The sequence below is a fragment of the Shewanella electrodiphila genome (assembly GCF_023283985.1).
GTDB classification, from domain to species: Bacteria; Pseudomonadota; Gammaproteobacteria; order Enterobacterales; family Shewanellaceae; genus Shewanella; species Shewanella electrodiphila.
In genome coordinates, this window is record NZ_JAKIKU010000019.1 from 22,720 (window position 1) to 43,739 (window position 21,020).

Sequence of the window (21,020 nt, forward strand, 5' to 3'; positions counted from 1 at the left end):
AAATAGGAGCAGATAATGACAAACACAACAGCCATAAAAAATGACGTTCTAAAAAATGATTATCAATACATCCAATGCCAGCTAAACCAAGGTGTTGCTGAGCTAATATTAAACCGTGTTGAAAAGCATAATGCCTTCGATGAAGTGATGATTAGCGAAATGATCAGCGCCATTGAAGCCTTTGCTATCAACAGTCAATGCCAGCAATTGATACTGCGAGCAAACGGTAAAAACTTCAGTGCAGGTGCTGATTTAAATTGGATGCGCAAACAAGCAAAAATGGACTTTGAGCAAAACCTTAGCGATGCCAACGAACTGGCTAGGTTAATGCTTGTGCTAGATAAGTTCCCTAAACCGACTATCGTTTTAGTCAATGGTGCAGCCTTTGGTGGCGCACTTGGGCTAATTTGCTGCTGCGATATTGCCATTGCCAATGAACGTGCCAGTTTTTGCTTAAGCGAAGTCAAACTCGGGCTTATTCCAGCAGTGATAAGCCCATACGTGGTTCGCGCAATGGGTAACCGCCAAGCAAGGCGCTACATGCTAACCGCCGAGCGATTTAGCGCAGAGGTTGCATTAACTTATCAAGTTATTCATGAAATAAATGATGACTTAGATGCTGCAGCAAAACCATTTATTGAAGCCTTTAATGGCAACAGTCCTCAAGGTATGGCGTGGGTTAAAACCTTAGTGTCGCACCTTGAAGATGGCGTTATTGATGACGCTACCCTCGCCCATACCAGTGAGCAAATTGCTCGAATTCGTGTGTCAGATGAAGGCCAAGAAGGCCTTAATGCATTCTTTGAAAAACGCTCGCCAGCTTGGATAAGCAACCAACAACAAAACGCCAAGACTGATGCACAAGGAGCCAAATAATGTTTACCAAATTATTAATTGCTAACCGCGGTGAAATTGCTTGTCGCATTATTAATACCGCCCGCGCAATGGGCGTTCGCACTGTTGCTTTATATTCCGATGCCGACGCCAATGCCCGTCATGTTGCCATGGCAGATGAGTCATTTCATATTGGTGGCAGCGCACCAGCAGAGTCCTACTTAAAGGGTGATGTCATCATAGATATCGCCAAAAAATCAGGTGCTGAAGCGATACATCCAGGTTACGGTTTCTTATCTGAAAATGCAGGTTTTGCTCGCAGCTGTGAGCAAAACGGTATAGCTTTCATTGGCCCAGGCAGCGATGCCATTGACTCAATGGGCAGTAAAAGCGCCGCAAAAATCATTATGGGCGCAGCCAATGTACCGCTAGTGCCGGGTTATCATGGCGATGCACAGGACGACAACACCTTACTTGCTGAAGCAGAAAATGTCGGCTATCCCATGCTGATTAAAGCGGCTTATGGCGGCGGCGGTAAAGGCATGCGTATTGTCGAAAGCCAAGCAGACGTACTTGATGCGATTAACTCCGCTCGCCGTGAAGCAGCATCATCGTTTGGTAATGACAAACTGTTGATGGAACGCTATTTACGTCAGCCTCGCCATGTTGAAGTGCAAGTATTTGCCGATACTTTTGGCAACACCATTTACTTATCTGATCGTGATTGTTCAATTCAACGTCGCCACCAAAAAGTGGTCGAAGAAGCGCCAGCGCCAGGTTTGTCTGATGCTCTGCGTCAGCAAATGGGTGAAGCAGCTGTTGCTGCAGCCAAAGCGATTGATTATGTGGGCGCAGGTACGGTTGAATTCTTATTAGATACCGACGACAGCTTTTACTTCATGGAAATGAATACCCGTTTGCAAGTGGAGCATCCAGTAACCGAAATGGTCACAGGACAAGACTTAGTAAAATGGCAGTTAATGGTGGCCAGCGGCAGTGAGTTACCCCTTAAGCAAGATGAGGTCAGTATTCACGGCCATTCATTTGAAGTACGTATCTATGCTGAAGATCCCCGTAATGAGTTCCTGCCAGCGGCGGGTAAATTAAACTTCTTACGTGAACCTGATCAAAACCGTCATGTGCGTATTGATTCTGGTATTCGTGAAAACGACGTCATCAGTAACTTTTACGACCCGATGATTTCAAAATTAATCGTATGGGACGAGTCTCGCCCACGTGCGCTGCAGCGTCTGACTCATGCATTAAGCTCATACCAAATTAGCGGTCTTAAACATAACATCGAGTTTTTAGCTAATATCGCTGAGCATCCCGCATTTGCTGAAGCTGATTTTTGCACTGACTTTATCGAACGTTACGCCAGCAGTTTAATTGGTGACGTCACCAATGAGTCGGATAATGCCCTCGCCTTAGCAGGCCTTTATCAAGTGCTTTCTCGTCAAGAGACCGCAAAGGTTAACGCCACCAATAGCGAAGACCCATACTCGCCTTGGGGACAAGTCAGTGGCTTTAGGCTCAATAGCGCCAGCGTGCACCATGTAGCGCTACTCGATGATGTTCAAATGTTGCAAAACTTAGTCATTACTGACTTAGGTGATGCACTGCACCTTGGCCTAAACGGTCAAGCGCTCAAGCTTGCTGGTTCCATAGTTGATGACATGTTATTAGCTGAAATTAACGGCCATAAAAGTAAAGTCCCAGTCAGCCATGAAGGAGATGATTTTACTCTTTTCTTACCGTCAGGCAGTTACCACTTTAAAGCGGTTCAGGCACAAGTTGCCGAAGACACAGCAGACAGCGCGGATAAATTAAAAGCGCCAATGAATGGCACTGTGGTCACTCACTTAGTTGAGGTGGGCGATAGCGTCACTGAAGGGCAAGGCTTATTAGTGATGGAAGCGATGAAAATGGAATACACCATTGAAGCGCCATTTGATGGTGTGGTCAGTGAGTTTTACTTCCAAAGCGGCGAACTCGTGACCGATGGCGCTCAGCTATTAAATGTTGAAGCGCTTAATGTCGAAGCTCTGAATGTAGAAGTTGCAGAAAAGGAAGCCTAATGATGAATGCAGCGAGTCTTCCTAACAAAGTCTGTATTTTTGAAGTTGGCGCCCGTGATGGCTTACAAAATGAAAAGGCTGTTAGCACCCAAGATAAACTGACCTTAATTGAGCAACTCGCCGATGCAGGGGTCAAGCGTATTGAAGCCGCCAGTTTTGTGTCGCCTAAATGGGTGCCACAAATGGCTGATTCAGGTGACGTGCTTAAAACTGTCAAGCGTAAACAAGGCGTGGTCTACTCTGCTCTAACCCCCAATCTAAAAGGGCTGGAACTTGCACTTGACGCTGGCGCCGATGAAGTTGCCATCTTTGGCGCGGCATCTGAAAGCTTCAGTCAGCGCAATATCAACTGCTCTATTGAGGAGTCGATAGCACGCTTTGAGCCAGTCATGGCACTGGCTAAGCAAAGAAACATCCCCGTTCGCGGCTATGTTTCCTGTGTCCTCGGTTGCCCTTACGAAGGTGACATTGATATTAACGAAGTCGCCCGAGTGTCTGAAATACTTTACAAAATGGGCTGTTACGAGATTTCACTTGGCGACACCATAGGTGTTGGCACGCCCATTAAAGCCCGTAAGATGGTTGAAGCCGTTGCTAAATTAGTCCCGGTTGAAAAACTGGCGCTGCACTTTCATGACACCTACGGCCAAGCATTAGCTAATATCGCAGCCTGTTTAAGCACAGGCGTTAGCGTGATTGATTCATCCGTTGCAGGCCTTGGCGGTTGCCCGTATGCCAAAGGCGCATCAGGCAATCTTGCTACCGAAGATGTGGTTTACATGCTGCACGGGATGGGCATCGAAACCGGCATTGATTTAACTAAGCTTGCTAAAGCAGGTCAGCAAATAAGCCACACTTTAGGCAGAACAACAGGCTCAAAAGTGGCACAAGCTATTTGCGCAGAATAAACCGTTTTTAGCTAAGTAAGCTTTTTAGCTAATAAACTTTTTTGCTAATAAGTAATAAGTAGATAGCAGACCAAATACATCGCGATGGGCATTAATTGCCACTCGCGCAATACAGAAAAGGACAAGATGATGGCAGGACTCAACAAAGTCGTTCACAGTTACGATGAAGCCCTAAACGGCCTCAGTAATGATATGACCATTATGGTCGGCGGTTTCGGATTATGTGGCATTCCAGAAGGCCTGATTAATCACATGGTCAAAATGGGCGTCACTGGATTAACCGCTATTTCAAATAATGCCGGTGTGGATGACTTTGGTTTAGGCTTGCTACTAAAAGAGCGCCAAATTGCCACGATGATCGCCTCTTATGTTGGTGAAAATGCCACTTTTGAGCAACAAATGTTGTCTGGTGAACTTAATGTCATCTTAACGCCACAAGGCACTTTAGCTGAAAAAATCCGTGCTGGCGGCGCTGGTATCCCTGCCTTTTTCACCGCTACTGGTTACGGCACACCGATTGCTGACGGTAAAGAAACCCGTGAAATCAAAGGCCGTCATTACGTGCTTGAAGACTCATTGACCGCTGACTTTGCCCTTGTTCGAGCTTGGAAAGCTGACACCATGGGTAACTTAATCTTCCGTAAAACCGCAGCGAACTTTAACCCTATGATGGCGACTGCTGGCAAAATCACCGTGGTAGAAGCTGAAGAAATTGTGCAGCCAGGTGAGTTAGACCCTAACCATATTCATACCCCAGGTATTTACGTTGACCGCGTAATTCAAGCAAGTTTCGAGAAGCGCATCGAACAACGCACTGTCAAACCAAACGCAGCGGCAGCAAAATAAGGAGCAAGACATGGCATTATCAAGAGAACAACTTGCTCAACGTGTAGCCCAAGAAATGCAAGATGGCTTTTACGTTAACTTAGGTATCGGTATTCCGACCTTAGTGGCTAACTATATTCCTGAAGGCATGAGCGTGATGCTGCAATCTGAAAATGGTTTATTAGGTATGGGTGAGTTCCCAACTGAAGACACCATAGATGCAGACCTTATCAATGCAGGTAAGCAAACCGTCACCGCTGTCGATGGCGCATCGTTTTTCTCATCAGCAGAAAGCTTTGCGATGATCCGCGGCGGCCATGTTGATTTAACCGTACTGGGCGCTTTTGAAGTCGATGTTAATGGTTCAATCGCCTCATGGATGATCCCTGGCAAGTTAATTAAAGGCATGGGCGGCGCCATGGATTTAGTGGCTGGGGCTGACAATATTATTGTCACCATGATGCATGCTGACAAAAAAGGTAACTCTAAGTTACTGCCTTTATGCGAGCTGCCTTTAACGGGTTATGGCTGCATTAAACGCGTGATGACTGACTTAGCCTTTATGGAAATCAAAGACGGCGCATTCCACTTGTTAGAGCGTGCCCCAGGAGTGTCGGTTGAAGAGATCCAATCTAAAACTGCGGGTAAGTTGGTGGTGCCAGAGCATGTACCAGAAATGGTGTTTTAAATTGAATATGTGATTCAATTTAAATTAGATTAAAGACTAAAGCGGGCTTCATTGAAGTTCGCTTTTTTGTTTGGTGTGATTTAAGTTTTGGGGTGTTTTTAACAACAAAGATAACAGCAAAATCAAGGTCGTGGCGCTTCGCCCACACCAGACCAAAAGGGAGTGAACGGCAACTCCCTCTTGGAACACCCACCCGCTCCAACGAAGTGTTTTTCCTCTGACTGACTAAGCCAATTAACTACCGCCTCAGAATCGCCATCCATGGCTCAATCTGAGGCTATGTCGGCGTCCTGCCTCCATCACGTCAATTAGCTTAACGTCATCGGACACTTCCAATGGAGGATATTTAACATTCATTACACTTATCAAAAAATATAGACCTTAACTGTCAAATGATAAGTTTGAACGCCAAACATTTCTTTTTCCATGTTCAATAATATCTATATAACCTAGTGATTCTAATCTAGCTAATTGCTCCCTTATCACGCTTTTCACTGAACCGATTTCGAGAGCTAAGTCATTTTCTGAGGGCAAATTCTGACCAGATTTATAATGCTCATTTAAATATTCAAAAACAATCCTGAATTGGAAATGTTGGTTTAACATTTTATTCAATCTAACTTGAGATGCCACTCCGTCAATCAATGCGTTAAAAAGTTTTGGGTGTTCTATTTTATATTCTTCAAGGTTCAACTTTGGTGCTTCAATAACATCAGCTAGATGGGCTAAGTTTTTAAAACCTGTCAGTGTTAATTTTTCATCTAAATTCATAATGGTTCCTATTTATATAATGGATAATAGAGTTTAATAATCAGAATTCTTGCTTCTGACAGTTAATTTAAAATCAATTACCCCTTAGGTGGAAATGGATCATTTCCGTGAGAATCCCGTTTGCGAATTCGACCATCTTGCCTATGAATAAATAATTCTGATTTCTGATTTTTTGCAATCTCTCTTGCAACTTCTATTGCAGAAGATTGGGTAGTGTGTCGACTAGTGAACCTTTCGTTTCCAGCACCTTTAACTCCCCATCCACCTTCAGGATGTGGAATTGCATGTTGATTTTTTCTTGGCATATAAACCTCTGTTGTGAAATGCCTTTATATAGTAACAAAACAACCAAAAAACACAACATGTAGTGAAAACTAACACCAAAAACACCATATATAGATTTCAAAGGGGGTGCTTTAGCCAAGATACCAATGAAACCTGCGGGCTCAATTCACTCCGTTGGAAGTGTCTGAGGGCGTTTAGCTAATTTACGTGATGGAGGCAGGACGCCGACATAGCCTCAGTTGAGCCATGGATGGCGAATCTGAGGCGGTAGCAAATTTGCTTATTTAGCATGAAGATCAACACTTCGTCGGAGCGGCAAGGGATATCGAAAAGGGAAATGCTGTTGTTTCCCTTTCGTCTGGTGTGGGCGAAGCACCACGACTTTAAATCTTAGTGACCGCAAGTCATAACCAACCATCCGTCAGAGTATACTTATTCGAAAGACTCCAATTTAACTTGCTGATTCAATGATCTCCGTTGGAAGTGTCCGAATGCGTTAAGCTAATTTACCTGATGGAGGCAGGTCATTCTCGTGCATCCCTGCACTACATGACATTCAGGCATCCTGCCTATCGACGCCGACATAGCCTCAGATTGAGCCATGGATGGCGAATCTGAGGCGGTAGTTAATTCGCTAATAAGTACGAGGTTAAACACTTCGTCGGAGCGGCAAAGGATATCGAAAAGGGAAATGCTGTTGTTTCCCTTTCATCTGGTGTGGGCGAAGCGCCACGACTTTCATCCCAGTGACCGAAGGTCATAAACAAAACAACATGCCATTCAGGCATCCTGCCTATCGACGCCGACACAGCCTTAGATTGAGCCATGGCCGCTTTTTGACGTCCATGTCATCGCGACATTTGTATATCCTTATACTTCAGATACCAATCTAAGGCGGTAGTAAATTCGCTTAATTAAGCATAAGGATCAACACTTCGTCGGAGCGGCATGGGATGGTTCTTAGAAAGAGTAAGAGGGGGATTGCTGTTGTGTCCCCTCTTGGTCGGGAGTGGGTGGAATACCCACGACGTTGACTTTAGCAACCGTCAGGTTGTAAGCAAAACAAAGTAAACTTAATTAAAAACCAGTTAAACCTACGAACAGGTTAGCCATAAACAACAATGGCAACATGACTGTTGCCATTCATCAATCTCGTGTTAGCACTTCTAACAATTCGATTTCAAAGAATAGATCAGAATTAGGCGGGATTTTATCGCCAATTTTGCGTTCGCCATAACCAAGGTGAGCAGGGACTGACAGTTGGCGTGTTCCGCCTACCTTCATTGGGTTGTCACCAATAATACCTTGATACCAACCTTGGATAACCCGTTTAGCGGAGATCACCACTTGAAAAGCTTCTGAGCTATCAAATACGCTGCCATCGGCTAATTTACCGGTATATTTACAGGTGATTAGTGCACCTTTTTCTGCGGCTTTACCTTCACCAACCGTGATGTCGGTAATATTAAGTTCTGCAAGGGAAGTCATACGAATGCCTTTTCTATAAAATAATGCCGAGATTATAACAGCAAACGGGCATTATTCTGATGCTAAAAATAACTAAGAATCAGTTATTCAGCATCGTTTCTAACCGCTAATTAACTTTTTCCAGCTAACCAATACATCTCCCTCAACCGCCCTATTCTCATCAATTTCAATTGTTCACTAAAACTGAATATCAGCTGAACCAACTGGTAATTTAAATGAGTAATTACAACTATTTAATCTTACATCAAGCTTGTATCAAGTTGATGTCCTGATAATGAGTTATCGATTAAACCAACAGCTAACACCTTTAAAATTATTTCTTAAAGATAGCGCTTTAACCTAAATAGATAAGCCAGTTTGTAAACCACAACCCTTTCAAGAGGACAAAAAATGGAACCCCAGTTAGTCGAAGTGAAAGACTTCGTATCATTCACCTTAGCCATTATTACCTTATTTATTGGTAAAGGCATCATCTCGCAATATGAGGTGCTTAGAAAATACAGCATACCCGAACCTGTTGTTGGCGGTTTTTTCTGCGCTATTATTGTCGGCGTTCTGTATTATGCCTTTGGACTTCAAATCGAATTTAACCTCGAAGTAAGAGATATATTATTACTGTACTTTTTTGCGGGGATTGGTTTAAAAGCTGATTTTGCGACCTTAATTAAAGGCGGTAAACCGTTACTAATTTTACTATTTTTATCAAGCACCTTTATTATCCTGCAAAACGTCATGGGGGTAAGTGTTGCAAGCTTATTTGGCTTAGATCCTAAAGCCGGCTTAATGTCAGGTTCGATTTCTCTCATCGGCGGCGTTGGAACCGCAATGGCTTGGACCCCAACCTTTGTTGAAGAGTTAGGCATTACCAACGCCAGTGAACTAGGCATAGCTTCAAATACCCTAGGTCTTATCGCAGCATGTGTTATTGGTGGCCCGATTGCCGCCTATTTAATGAAGCGTCATAAGGTCAAACCCAATCAAGATGATGAACTGGATATTGGTGCTAGCCATCAAGAAAACAGTAAATCAATTAAAGTCGATTATTTTGGGGTACTGCGCGCTTGGCTATGGCTTAATGTCACCTTGATAATAGGCTATTTTATTGATTTAGGTTTGCAAGGCGCAGGCCTTAAGTTACCTATGTTTGTCGCCTGTTTACTTGCAGGTATTATTATCGGCAACGTTGGTAGAGCGATACTGAATCGCAATCAAGACAGAGACCAAACCTACATTGAAGAAGCGTCAAGAGGGCTAAGCTTAATTCAAGATATTTGTTTAGGTATGTTCTTAACCATGGCGCTAATGAGTCTTAAAATCTGGGAACTCGAGGGCAGCTTCGCTTACATCTCCGTTGTAATGACCTTACAAGTCATTCTGTCTGTTGTCTTTACCATTTTTGTCGTCTTTAGAATGATGGGTAAAGATTATGAAGCGGCAGTGATTTGTTCAGGTTTTGGCGGGGTAACCTTAGGCTCAACAGCAACTGCAATTGTTAATATGACTGCGGTATCACAGCAATATGGCGCCGCCCATAGAGCCTTTATTATCGTCCCTTTAGTGTGCGGGTTTTTCATCGACATCATCAATGCAATGATTATTAATATGTTCGTGAGCTTTTAACTATCTCTCACACATTTTAAATTAACAAAAAGGCGAACCATTTTAGGTTCGCCTGTTGATTTTTAACACTCGCTCGTTAGAGTTTATCCTAATTGAGTAAGCTCAAAGTGAATTAACTCAAAGCCAATTAAACCTGTAAATTTAACAGTATTTGCTATAGACCTGTGTTAAAAGCTTATGTAAAAGTTTCTGTTAAAAACCTTCGCATATAAATGCTATTTTTAAGCCTCTATAACAAAGCTACCTTGCATAATCGCCCAATGCCCAGGAAAGGAGCAAAAGAATCGGTAAGCTGCACTGCTGTCTAACCCTTCAATACTAAAAGTGATTGATGTCTCTGCACCACCACCAATAACACCAGTATGTGCGATGACTCTGGTATCGTCTGGTTTAACATAACTGTGTTCAATACCTGCAGTCATTCCATCATTGGCGATTGCTTGTATATTCTCGGCCGTACTTAACACCCAATTATGTCCCATCGCAGATTTAGGTAACGTGCCTGAATGCTTCAGGTTTAAAGTTACTTGTTTACATGTTGCTGGTACAGCTAATGTTTTCTTATCAAATTGCATTGCATCATTGGCTGTAATAGTCAGTTCACAGTCATTAGCACTGACACTTAAACTTGCGAGAGTTAACGCTAGTGTCGCTGTTAACTTAGTAATGTGAGTCATATTGCTCCCTTATAATATGGTATTGATTGCAGCAGCGCTGCTTAGCAAAGGCAGTCTAAATCAATAACAAGTAAATGAGAATGATTATCAATAGTAAATAAGTTAAAGATTAAATTAGCCTACTACGAATGTGACTGACTCAAAGTGATCATCAACAGTTCGGCAATATTGTTAATAACGCCATTGAAAATCAAGTTGTAACTTATCGTTACACTCGACACTTTCTCTCCGCCATCATACTGTTACAATGAATTTTCCCCCTAAATACTGGACGTAACCTGTGAAAACTTTTCGTTTATTGACCGTATGTAGTCTGCTTTTGCTACCAAGCGTTGATGCTGCGCCATTTCAATTTGATCAAAAGATTTATCATGAAGATGTCAAAACTCTCGCCAGCGACGAGTTTGAGGGCCGAGGTCCTTTATCTAAGGGAGAAAAGCTGACTGTTGAGTATTTAGAAAATGCCTACAAAGCGATGGGGCTTGAACCCGGTTTTGGTGACAGTTATCGCCAAGCTGTGCCTATGGCTAAAATTACCGCAGACCAAAACATGCAGCTAAAAATTGACGATTTAGTTTTCAATAATGGCAGCGACTTTACCGCCAGAACTGAACAAGTTTTACCTCAGCTTGCGCTAAATAATAGTGATGTAGTCTTTGTCGGCTATGGAATTAATGCCCCAGAGTATCAATGGAATGATTACGCTAACCTTGATGTACAAGGTAAGACCGTGATTATTTTAGTAAATGATCCTGGTTTTGCGACCCAAGACCCTAGCATCTTCAAGGGTAACGCTATGACTTACTACGGTCGTTGGACTTATAAATATGAAGAAGCGGCAAGACAAGGTGCCAAAGCCGTTTTTATTGTGCATGAAACCGCACCGGCAGCCTATGGTTGGAATGTCGTACAAAACAGCAATACCAATACTAAATACACTTTAGTCGATGAGGATAAAAACCAGTCTTATATTGGTGTCATGGGTTGGATACAACATGATGTAGCCAAACAAATTTTTAAGGCCGCAAACTTAGACTTCGATAAATTAAAAGACACAGCTGCAAAACCAAGTTTTAACGCTATTCCATTAAACCTTAAAGCTAATTTGTCTGTAAAAAACGATATTGAATTAGCCACATCTTATAATGTCGCAGGGTTAATTCCAGGCACTAGCCAAGGTGATGAGTACTTAGTGATGCATGCCCATTGGGATCACCTTGGTAAAACGATTAAAGATGGTAAAAGTCATATATATAATGGCGCAGTCGACAATGCTTCTGGCGTTGCTGGCGTCATGCAATTAGCGCGTCACTTTAAACAACAAAAGTTAGCTCCAAAACGCGCTATTCTTTTCACCGCCTTTACTGCTGAAGAAACAGGGTTAATTGGCGCACAATATTTTGCTGCTCACCCACCTGTACCCACTAAACAAATTGTGTCATTTTTAAATATCGATGGGATGAATGTTGGTAAAGGTGTCGATTACATTTTGCGTTATGGTGAAAATGTATCTGAACTAGAAACGTATTTAGATAATGCCGCTAAAGCTCAAGGTCGGTCAGTTAAAGCTGATCCCCGTCCTCAAAATGGTTTAATGTTCCGCTCAGATCATTTTGCATTAGCTAAACAGGGCGTGCCAGGGTTAATGTTTATGAGCCTAGGCGACACCGACCCTGAATACATTTCACATAAATACCATCAAACTGCCGATGATTATAATCCCAATTGGGACCTTGGTGGCGTAAAGCAAGATTTGGCATTAATCTCAGATATCATTGAAAAACTTGCTAATAATGATGATTGGCCAAAATGGATTGAAGAATCTGATTTCAAAAAACGCCGAGCTGAAGATGCACGGTAATAGGCACTATATGACTTTTCTGTCATTACTGTAAAAGCTCAGTAAATCAAAAAGCGAACCAATTAAGGTTCGCTTTCTAATTTATGCGATAAAGAACGAAGCTAAAGACAATAATTCATTCTAGAAGTGGTAGCGCACACCGCCTATTGCTTCTAGCTCGACTTTAACATCATCCAGTAAATACAAGGTTGGCTGTGCTTCGATAAAAAAGGTGAATCGCTCTACCTTAGTGTGAGCACCAAATATTGCTCTAGCACCTAATTGAATATCATTGCTTTTAGAGTCAGCAACCTTACCGCCAATGCCCCAGTAAAAATGGGGATGGTCTTGAAAATTGAATGTTTTATCTAAGGTAAATGATAAATCATCTAAGCCTACACCAAACTTATAATTATCCATTTTGATATTAATACCTGAGTCACTACCGACCATAAGTCCCACTTCTGGAGCCGCTTTGGCTGGCGCTGAAATCATTATGGTTATGAAAATGATGATTGAGGTAAACAGTGTCGCAGACTTCATGAATATCCTTGCTAGATGCTTAAAAATCGACATCCTAGCGAGATTGCATATCAGTGTAAATTAGAAACCCCTGTCCTTTCTTTTATGAACATTTATTTATAATAAAGCTTCAATTCTGATAACCATTTGATAGCGTAATAGCATCAAACTAAAGAGTGAAATCCTGAAATGAGAAGCGTGGTGACAAGGCTGTTGATGAAGATGAAGAAGCTGTTGGTGAAAAATAATAGCGCGCTAAGATGAGCAGTTGCTAGATTGACTGAGATTGTAAAAAAGAGATAAACAAAGAAAGAGAAAATAGCTAGGGTTAAATCTGTAAGCGCCCCCTACTCAAGAAGGTAACGAGTTCGGAACCGATTCAAATACATCTCACTCTATGAACAAGTTCCGATTATCTTACTTTAAGATAATTTCTCGCATTCTATATTCACCGGTTAAGGTTCTAACTTCAGGGTATTTGGCTGAAATTTCGTTAGACTTTTTCTCGTCTGACTCACTCCATTTTTTCATAAACTCTTGGTACTTAGTTTTATTCGGTTCGATATCAGCAGCATTAGCAAAACTGACCACCAGCAACATATTAAAATCACCGCTCGTCGGTAAATCACTGCCGTATATCTTCCAATCTTTAATATAACCAAGCTCCTTTTGTAGCTTTACAGCTTTAACCCAACTACTGCGTAAACCCGCTAGGTAAATATCACCCATATTCGGATCAACACGCACCGTCGTCATCATCATTATTTCGGTGCCAAGATCATAATCTTCAAATACTTCTAATCTATCCTTTGAAAATGCAGAACCACTTACTAAAACGCATAACAATAATATTAAGGTCTTGTTCATGTCGTTCACTCCTATTGCAATCATTTTGGTCACGATATAGCGACCAAATGTGCATAGAAAGTATAGCCAAATGGGCTATAAACGCATGATTAAATGCAAACGTCAGTCTTTTCAGTTTATTAGATTAAAATTTATACTGACAAAATAAAGTGATGTCATTCAAAAGTAATACAAGCTTATGATGAATATAGATAAAAAAAGGATACTTAAGAATGACACCGAATGTTCAGCAACAAACGCTGGTATTGAAATGATCAACTAACTCCATTATAAGCCCCTAAAAAAAGCCTGTTAAACGTTGTGTTAACAGGCTTAAATGTAGCACTTTGGTTGTACGCTATTTATCGGCAATAACTAGCCTGTTGATAAAAGCGTTTTCCTAACGATAATCGCAATTTAAAGTCACAATATTGGATAACAAGATTAAAGCTCTTTGGCAGTATTGCCTGCAAATAGACTTTGTATTTTGGGTGTAATACTAATCAACTGAGCAGTCAGTAAGCTCATGCTATAACCCAGTACAGCACCGATGAATAATGGCGGTAAAATCGCGGCAAGCTCTGCACTCATTGCAAAAGTAATGCAACAACCTATAAAAGCGCCAGGGATAAAAGCGAGCTTTTTATAACTTGCCTGTAAACACATTGCTGCTGTAGCAATACCCGTAAAGGCATAACCTATTATCGGAGATATAAAGAAACTACTGCCTGAAATGATTAACCATCCCCAAAACACGCCCGATAAATTAGTACTCATGGCCATAAACATGCCTTTAATACCGGTTTCGGTTTGAGCAAAAAAAGTGCTGCAACTTAAAAAACCTATCCAAGTCACTAATTGGAAAACGTCGGCAACGCCTGCCCACAATGCTGCTAATAAACCTGCTGAAATCGCGATTTGCCAACGATGTTCCATAGCTAACCTCTTGAAATAGTCTTTATTGAGAAACTGAGTGTTTACAAAATAACACAATAGAGGTTAATTTACGCTATTCAGGCACTAAAAAAAAGCGACCCAAGCCCAGTTTTGATGAATGAATCAACAAATTTTCGATAAAAAACACGTAAACATTCAATATTACTAATTTAAGATATAGCTTGTGACGACTGTAGGAACCACTTTTGCTAATCATTAGAAATCTGCTTCAATCATTTTTTTGTCGTATAAGTATTGAATTTAAAACTGAACAAGTGATAGGCATCAAATTTTGGTAAATCAACTACATAAAAAAGGTATAGATTTGCATTTTCATGCTTTACACAACAGTTTGGACTTATTGAGTCATTTACGCTGATATCCATCTAATAAATGATTACAAACCAATCGCCCTTTTCAAATGAAAAGCTTGCACAGTTGGTGAAACCAAAAGACTAAGGCTTGCTCATGAAAAAATACTTATCTACTTCTAGGCTGAACCTTGCTACCAGCTCTTTAGACTGGGTAATGGGGATGACGATTAAGCAATCGCTCAGTTTAAAAGATGCCGTCGCATTAACTGATGTGACTAAGCTGACTGTGCCAGAAAAGCCCATCGAAACACTTTATATTCATATTCCTTTTTGCCATACCCTTTGCCGTTTTTGTTCATTTCACAAAATTAAATTTAATGAAGGTGTCGCCAAGGCTTATTTTAAGGCGTTAAGACAAGAAATTCGCATGGTGATAGCCCAAGGTTATCGCTTTAATCGGGTATACATTGGTGGCGGGACGACAACCATATTAGAAGATGAGTTGATTAAAACCATCGAGATGATTAAATCTATTACCACGGTACGAGAAGTGTCCTGTGAAAGTGATCCAATCTACTTTAAAGAAGGTAATCCACATTTACTCAAAGGTTTGGTAGATCGCATGTCGATTGGGGTGCAAAGCTTTGATGATAAAATTCTAAAAGCCAGTGGCCGATTTGAAAAATTCGGCAGTGGTTTGCAACAAGCTGAATACGTTAGCCGCGCCATTGAAGTGATCCCAACAGTTAACTTGGACATGATGTATGGCTTTAAGATGCAAACGCCAGAGACTGTTGCCAGTGATTTAGCTCAAACCATTCGCTTAAGCCCAGATCAAATCACCACTTACCCATTAACCGTTGGCATAGGCCAAAATCGCAAGAAAGCAGGTTGTTTAGCAGGTAGTCCTGAAGAATTATGGCCACAATTCTTAGCGGTAAAAGAAGCAATGGCTGAACGTTACATCATGGAGTTCCCGTGGACATTCAGCCGTAACTTTGGTCAGCCAGTAGAAAATAAATACGTTTTAGATGGCGAAGATTGCTTTGGCGTTGGCTCAGGTGCTTTTGGTCGTTTTGGTGAACAGTTTAGAATTTCAAGTTTTGATATTCCTGACTATATTAGCCGAATCGAATCAGGGCAAACAGGTACCTGTTATACCAAACCATTAGAAGCCAAAGCCCTATTACAACATCACTTAATGATGATGATGGGTCACGGCACACTGGACAATCAGCAGTTTAAAGCCCATACAGGCAAAACACTTTGGCAAGCTTTTCCACTGGAAATGAGTTATCTGATTTCCGCTGGGGCTTTGACTAAGAAAGGCAATAATTACCAGACCACGGTTGGAGGTCAATTTATTGCACTGAAAATGTTCTCAGGCTTTTTGGCTGGTATGGATTACTTACGTGAACAAGCACGAGACTTGCCTTTAACCATGGCTGTTGATGAATCTGCAGAAAACAAATCTGATGAGTCTGCTATCTTTACTGGATAAGTCGTCACAAATAAGCTCAAGCTTGGTTTAACTGCTTATTCAGTTAAACCAATACAGAAAACATAACCCGCTTTTTATAAAGCGGGTTCTTTTTATAAAGCAGATTGATTTTATAAAGCGGATTTTTTATAAGGCAGAGTGTTTTTATAATGCTAGTTGCTGTTTTATATCCCTATCAACCTGGTGGTCATGTTTATTTCATTATTGCTCAGATAATAGAAAATCAATTGCCTGAACTAATTTAGGTGAATCTGGATCTGATATTCGCGTCACCCAAACCACTTGTCCTTGTCGATTAATAAACACAGTCGTTGGAGTACCTGTTACACCATAACGTTTCGCAACCTTGTCACCATTTATCAAGGTTGTCATGTCGATGCCTCGCTCCTTTAACACCTTCGCTGGCATTGCACCTTTATCTTCATTGAAGCTAATCGCCACCATTTCAAGATCAGATTCACTATTCGCTAACCTTAATCGTTCAAGCCCTGGTTGAAGCTTTTTACAATAAGGGCACCAAGTGGCCCAAAAATGAATCACAACCGGTTTGCCCGCTTGCTCAGCCAATGACCATTCATTGCCTTGGGCATCATTGAGTATAAATGCTTCAGCTTGAGGAAAATGATGTTCATCAGTTAGTGTCTCATCTGCCCGCGCAGCAGTTGAAAAAAGCAACATTAACAAGCTCATTAAAGTAAAGGTCATTACCTCCGCTGCAATTTCACGATACCGTCTGTTTAAAATCAGTCTGTTTGAAATCAGTCTGTTTAAAATCAGTCTGTTTAAATTCTGCCTATTTAAAATCGGGCTATTTAAAATCAACCTGTTTAAATTAAGTCCATTTAAGCTCTGTCCGTTTAAGGTCAGTCCGTTGATAGGTTTCATAAGCATTCAATCCTATTAATAAAGTCGACAATCAGCGATAAGCATTCGCACTTGAATATTAAGACCGACTAAAACACCTTTTTTATTCAGGGCAGCTTACTGCTAAACGAGAACACAGCTCGCCAGTTTTTCAACGGCTTGTTAAGTGACTGATTTAGATTAGTGTTTACGCATGTTTGAAAATAAGAATTCGACGTTAAGAACGTTTTACAAACAGGATTAATCACGTTAGTTTGGTATAAAACAAAAAAAACAAAATGGATTATTGGGGAATATCTATGCAAAAATTAACCCATTGGTTAAATCAAGGTCGTTTTCATAAACATGCCTTTAAACCACACTTTGAAAATAACATTTTTGTCAGGCATGAGGGCGATAAGTCCAAACCAGCATTATTACTGATCCACGGATTCCCCACTTGCAGTTATGATTGGCAACCAATTTGGGATAGCTTAAGCCCACACTTTTATCTGATTACCTTAGATATGATTGGTTTTGGTTATTCCGATAAGCCGACAGACTTCCCCTATTCTTTTGCTGCTCAAGCTAATTTAATCGAAGATGTACTTACGTCATTAGATATTAATCAAGTTCATATTTTATCCCATGATTACGGTAATACCGTCACTCAAGAATTATTGGCAAGAAACAATGATGCTAAGCAAAAGCAAACGTCGCCTTGCTTTGAAATATTAAGCTGTTTATTACTTAATGGCGGCATTTTCCCCGAAGTGATTCATCCAATTCTCATCCAAAAACTGTTACTAAGCCCCATAGGTTTTATTGTGGCTAAAGGCATGGCTTATGACGCTTTCAAACGTAATTTCGACAATATCTGTTGTATTAACATTGACGATATTGAACTGAGAAAATATTGGCAACTGATCCAACATAACCAAGGCGACCGTATCTTTCACAAGCTGATCCAATACATGAAAGAACGGGTTGAACATCGTGATCGCTGGGTCGGTGCATTGCAACAATATAAACAACCCATGCGTTTTATTAATGGTTTAGAAGACCCTATTTCAGGGCATGACATGCTTAAACGCTACCAAGAGCTGATAACCGATGCAGATACCATCAGCCTTAACGGCGTGGGACATTACCCACAAGTTGAAGCGCCAGAGCAAGTTATTGAACATGCATTCTCGTTCTGGAAAAGCCATAAAATAATGACTTAAAGCCTACATTTACCTAGCTAAAACATCGCTTAAAAATAAAGCTGAGTTTTTACTCGAAATTGGTTAAGGTAGTTTATCGCCTAACAAATAAGCGAAATTGCACAGTAAATAATAAGCAAAAGGTTCAGCTGTCTGCCCATGTATTTGCACAGCTGAACCGACACGATAAACAGTTATGGAGTCTGTTAACCTTGCTTCGCTAGTATCGGCAGTTTGACAGATAGCAAACAACAAAGGACCGTATTATGCCGATTTATCAAGCTCCCCTTCGCGACTATCAATTCATCTTATCTGAGTTACTCAATATTTATCAGCAAACTGACCTTAAAGGTTTTGATGAAGTCGACCCTGAACTTACCGATGCCATTTTACAAGGCGTGGCTGACTTCACCACCGATATCATGTTGCCGCTTAATGCCTCTGGTGATCTTGAAGGATGTAAGCTTGAAGACGGAAAAGTGATAACACCAAAGGGGTTTAAAGCCGCATATCAGCAATACATTGATGATGGTTGGGCAACCCTTACCTGCGACCCTGAATACGGCGGTCAAGGCTTACCCGAAGTGATTGGCACCTTTGCCACCGAAATGAAAACCGCCACCAATATGGCATTTGCCATGTACCCGGGATTAACCCATGGGGCTTATTCAGCGATTCATGTTCATGGCAGCGATAAACTCAAACAAAAGTATTTAGAAAAACTCGTCAGTGGTGAATGGACTGGCACCATGAACTTAACTGAGTCTCATGCAGGGACAGATCTAGCCTTACTGCGCACTAAAGCTAAGCCCCTTGCCGATGACACGTTTGCGATTAGCGGCGAGAAGATATTTATCTCATCAGGGGATCACGACTTAGCTGAAAACATCATTCACTTAGTGTTAGCAAAATTACCTGATGCCCCTGAAGGCGTCAAAGGTATCTCATTATTCGCGGTGCCTAAATTTATGGTCAACGATGACGGTTCTTTAGGCAAAGAAAACAGCTTAAGTGCCACCGCACTTGAGCATAAAATGGGCATTCATGGTAACTCAACCTGCGTGATGTTATTTGATGGCGCTGTAGGTGAATTAGTCGGTGCGCCTCATCAAGGCCTAAAAGCCATGTTTACTATGATGAACCAAGCCAGACTCGGTGTGGGTATTCAAGGGTTAGGTGTTTCAGATATTGCCTACCAAAATGCCTTGGTGTACGCCAAAGACCGAGTCCAAGGCCGCGCATTATCTGGGATAAAACATGCCGACCAAGCAGCGGATCCTATCCTGGTTCATGGTGATGTCCGCCGCATGTTGTTGTCGCAAAAGTCATTCAATGAAGCAACCCGAGCACTAATGGGCCAGCAAGCATTGTGGTTAGATACAGCTGAGCGCCACTCCGATCCTGTCAAAGCCAAACAAGCGTCTGCGCTTGCGGCATTATTTACGCCTATCGTTAAAGGTTTTGTCACCGACCAAGGCTTTAAAGCCTGTGTTGATGCGCAGCAAATTTATGGTGGTCATGGCTACATCAATGAATGGGGCATGGAGCAATTTGTCCGCGATATTCGTATTGCCATGCTTTATGAAGGCACTAACGGCGTTCAAGCGTTAGATTTAGTGGGTCGTAAATTGTTATCTGATAAAGGGGCGACATTAAGCCTTTGGTCAGACATGGTGAAACAGTTTATTGGTGAGCACAGCGCTAATGACGCAATGAAGCCGTACATTGCAGGGCTAATGGATGCTGCTGCAGATTTAGAAAAAGCCACTGGCTTTATTGCAAAATCAGCCGCCACTAACCCAGACATGATTGGTGCAGCTTCGATGCCTTATATGCAATTATTTGGTATCTCGGCTCTCGCTTGGATGTGGGCACGTATTGCAGCTACTTCTCTTGCAGCCATTGAAGCTGGAACTGATGAACAGGCTTTTTATCAAGCTAAGTTAAACACAGCCAGCTTTTACATGAAATATTGGGGTTGTCAGACACGTAGCTTACGCAAACAAGTAGAAATGAGCAGCGCAAATATTGCAGCCTTTGATGACAATGACTTTTAAGCGGTGCTCTTAAACCGCATTAACTCTGCCACCAAAAAACAAAAACAGCGCCAATAGGCGCTGTTTTATGATCATAACGATGATTAATAATTTATCTAGGAATGAAAGTCACTTGCTTATAATAAAGTTTAATCATTTTTAAAATCACTTTTGGAAAGAAACGAGTTTGTAACGCCTCAATAAGAGGCCAGATAATGGTTGGTTAAAATTGTTGAGGAACGAAACACAACCAACCGTTAGCGGTCCGCTCTTCATTGACTTGTTATATGCCCGTTTTAAACCTTGAGCTTTACAAATATCGTTCTAGCCACCCAGAGTACAACCACATATACAATAACAAAAGTTACAAATATTCCCGCTAACCCCATGAGGACAACTTGGGTTGGAATTTCTCTCAATGGTTGGTCAACGTCAACGTTTAAAAGACCTCCCATATAGTGCGTAAAATAAACTACAGAGAAAGTGGCTAAAAACACAAGAGATGCATATACGATATGACGAATTATTTTAGCCTTGAAATTAGGCGCGGCGTCTAATCTATAGTTAAATTTATTCAAGAATTTCCGAATCCTTTCAGGGCATATAACGCCTCGCTAAGAGGCGCAAAATGCTTGGTTATAATTAGCGAAGAATGAGCGCAAACCAAGCGTTTTACGTCCTTTCTTGAGCGACTTGTATGGATAATAAACCCACCTAATTTACAAATACTTCCCTGTTTCGGGTAATGTGAGACCCAGGCTTTAGCTGCAACTAAAGCATTCCTTGTCGTAGTTCGATTGAGC

Annotated in this window: 19 protein-coding genes; 10 read left to right on the forward strand and 9 right to left on the reverse strand. The window is 41.5% G+C overall.

Annotated features, from left to right (window positions below; genetic code table 11):
• Nucleotides 1-15: 15 nt before the first annotated feature.
• The 5 genes from L2737_RS21120 to L2737_RS21140 all read left to right on the forward strand — a co-directional run bounded on the left by L2737_RS21120 (nucleotide 16) and on the right by L2737_RS21140 (nucleotide 5,333).
• The gene (locus L2737_RS21120) at nucleotides 16-876 is read left to right on the forward strand and encodes an enoyl-CoA hydratase-related protein (RefSeq protein ID WP_248957017.1); all 861 of its coding nucleotides are present in this window, start codon (nucleotides 16-18) and stop codon (nucleotides 874-876) included.
• Complete coding sequence (locus tag L2737_RS21125) at nucleotides 876-2,912, forward strand: acetyl/propionyl/methylcrotonyl-CoA carboxylase subunit alpha (RefSeq protein WP_248957018.1); 2,037 nt, start codon at nucleotides 876-878, stop codon at nucleotides 2,910-2,912. The genes L2737_RS21120 and L2737_RS21125 overlap by 1 nt, the downstream gene beginning before the upstream one ends.
• Nucleotides 2,912-3,820, forward strand: coding sequence for a hydroxymethylglutaryl-CoA lyase (locus L2737_RS21130; protein WP_283108432.1), 909 nt, complete (start codon nucleotides 2,912-2,914; stop codon nucleotides 3,818-3,820). Before L2737_RS21125 ends, L2737_RS21130 begins: the two co-directional genes overlap by 1 nt.
• A 129-nt stretch (nucleotides 3,821-3,949) precedes the next feature.
• On the forward strand, nucleotides 3,950-4,666 hold the full coding sequence (locus tag L2737_RS21135) for a CoA transferase subunit A (RefSeq protein ID WP_229372436.1): 717 nt from the start codon (nucleotides 3,950-3,952) through the stop codon (nucleotides 4,664-4,666).
• 10 nt (nucleotides 4,667-4,676) lie between these two features.
• A complete protein-coding gene (locus tag L2737_RS21140; protein ID WP_102528827.1) occupies nucleotides 4,677-5,333 on the forward strand; it encodes a 3-oxoacid CoA-transferase subunit B in 657 nt (218 codons plus the stop codon).
• Between the two features lie 381 nt (nucleotides 5,334-5,714).
• Here L2737_RS21140 and L2737_RS21145 read toward each other — a convergent pair whose 3' ends face one another.
• From L2737_RS21145 to L2737_RS21155, 3 genes are all read right to left on the reverse strand, one after another.
• The gene (locus L2737_RS21145) at nucleotides 5,715-6,104 is read right to left on the reverse strand and encodes a GntR family transcriptional regulator (RefSeq protein WP_248957019.1); all 390 of its coding nucleotides are present in this window, start codon (nucleotides 6,102-6,104) and stop codon (nucleotides 5,715-5,717) included.
• A gap of 77 nt (nucleotides 6,105-6,181) precedes the next feature.
• The gene (locus tag L2737_RS21150; protein WP_248957020.1) at nucleotides 6,182-6,409 is read right to left on the reverse strand and encodes a DUF2188 domain-containing protein; all 228 of its coding nucleotides are present in this window, start codon (nucleotides 6,407-6,409) and stop codon (nucleotides 6,182-6,184) included.
• A 1,126-nt stretch (nucleotides 6,410-7,535) separates the two neighbouring features.
• The gene (locus L2737_RS21155) at nucleotides 7,536-7,877 is read right to left on the reverse strand and encodes an FKBP-type peptidyl-prolyl cis-trans isomerase (RefSeq protein ID WP_102528825.1); all 342 of its coding nucleotides are present in this window, start codon (nucleotides 7,875-7,877) and stop codon (nucleotides 7,536-7,538) included.
• Between the two features lie 390 nt (nucleotides 7,878-8,267).
• On the opposite strand from L2737_RS21155, the gene gltS reads away from it, so the two are divergent.
• Nucleotides 8,268-9,497: a sodium/glutamate symporter gene (gltS, locus tag L2737_RS21160; RefSeq protein WP_248957021.1), complete on the forward strand. Its 1,230-nt coding sequence runs from the start codon at nucleotides 8,268-8,270 to the stop codon at nucleotides 9,495-9,497.
• Nucleotides 9,498-9,718: 221 nt separating this feature from the next.
• Here the strand turns inward: gltS and azu are convergent, their stop codons facing one another.
• A complete protein-coding gene (azu, locus tag L2737_RS21165; RefSeq protein WP_102528823.1) occupies nucleotides 9,719-10,174 on the reverse strand; it encodes an azurin in 456 nt (151 codons plus the stop codon).
• A gap of 280 nt (nucleotides 10,175-10,454) precedes the next feature.
• Here azu and L2737_RS21170 point away from each other — a divergent pair, with 280 nt between their 5' ends.
• Entirely contained in the window at nucleotides 10,455-12,035 is a 1,581-nt protein-coding gene (locus L2737_RS21170) for a M28 family metallopeptidase (RefSeq protein ID WP_428848413.1), read from the forward strand.
• A 120-nt stretch (nucleotides 12,036-12,155) separates the two neighbouring features.
• Here the strand turns inward: L2737_RS21170 and L2737_RS21175 are convergent, their stop codons facing one another.
• From L2737_RS21175 to L2737_RS21185, 3 genes are all read right to left on the reverse strand, one after another.
• Nucleotides 12,156-12,557 (reverse strand): hypothetical protein, encoded by a 402-nt coding sequence (locus L2737_RS21175; protein WP_248957022.1) that lies wholly within the window; start codon nucleotides 12,555-12,557, stop codon nucleotides 12,156-12,158.
• 396 nt (nucleotides 12,558-12,953) lie between these two features.
• The gene (locus tag L2737_RS21180; protein ID WP_102528820.1) at nucleotides 12,954-13,403 is read right to left on the reverse strand and encodes a hypothetical protein; all 450 of its coding nucleotides are present in this window, start codon (nucleotides 13,401-13,403) and stop codon (nucleotides 12,954-12,956) included.
• A 423-nt stretch (nucleotides 13,404-13,826) separates the two neighbouring features.
• A complete protein-coding gene (locus tag L2737_RS21185) occupies nucleotides 13,827-14,318 on the reverse strand; it encodes a DUF1097 domain-containing protein (RefSeq protein WP_248957023.1) in 492 nt (163 codons plus the stop codon).
• Nucleotides 14,319-14,786: 468 nt separating this feature from the next.
• On the opposite strand from L2737_RS21185, the gene L2737_RS21190 reads away from it, so the two are divergent.
• Nucleotides 14,787-16,133: a coproporphyrinogen III oxidase family protein gene (locus L2737_RS21190; protein ID WP_248957024.1), complete on the forward strand. Its 1,347-nt coding sequence runs from the start codon at nucleotides 14,787-14,789 to the stop codon at nucleotides 16,131-16,133.
• 201 nt (nucleotides 16,134-16,334) lie between these two features.
• Here L2737_RS21190 and L2737_RS21195 read toward each other — a convergent pair whose 3' ends face one another.
• Nucleotides 16,335-16,838 (reverse strand): TlpA family protein disulfide reductase, encoded by a 504-nt coding sequence (locus tag L2737_RS21195; protein ID WP_248957025.1) that lies wholly within the window; start codon nucleotides 16,836-16,838, stop codon nucleotides 16,335-16,337.
• A 458-nt stretch (nucleotides 16,839-17,296) separates the two neighbouring features.
• Here L2737_RS21195 and L2737_RS21200 point away from each other — a divergent pair, with 458 nt between their 5' ends.
• Nucleotides 17,297-18,202, forward strand: coding sequence for an alpha/beta fold hydrolase (locus L2737_RS21200; protein WP_248957026.1), 906 nt, complete (start codon nucleotides 17,297-17,299; stop codon nucleotides 18,200-18,202).
• 245 nt (nucleotides 18,203-18,447) lie between these two features.
• A complete protein-coding gene (locus tag L2737_RS21205) occupies nucleotides 18,448-20,238 on the forward strand; it encodes an acyl-CoA dehydrogenase C-terminal domain-containing protein (protein ID WP_248957027.1) in 1,791 nt (596 codons plus the stop codon).
• Between the two features lie 275 nt (nucleotides 20,239-20,513).
• Here L2737_RS21205 and L2737_RS21210 read toward each other — a convergent pair whose 3' ends face one another.
• Nucleotides 20,514-20,795 (reverse strand): hypothetical protein, encoded by a 282-nt coding sequence (locus tag L2737_RS21210; RefSeq protein ID WP_102529805.1) that lies wholly within the window; start codon nucleotides 20,793-20,795, stop codon nucleotides 20,514-20,516.
• Nucleotides 20,796-21,020: the final 225 nt, after the last annotated feature.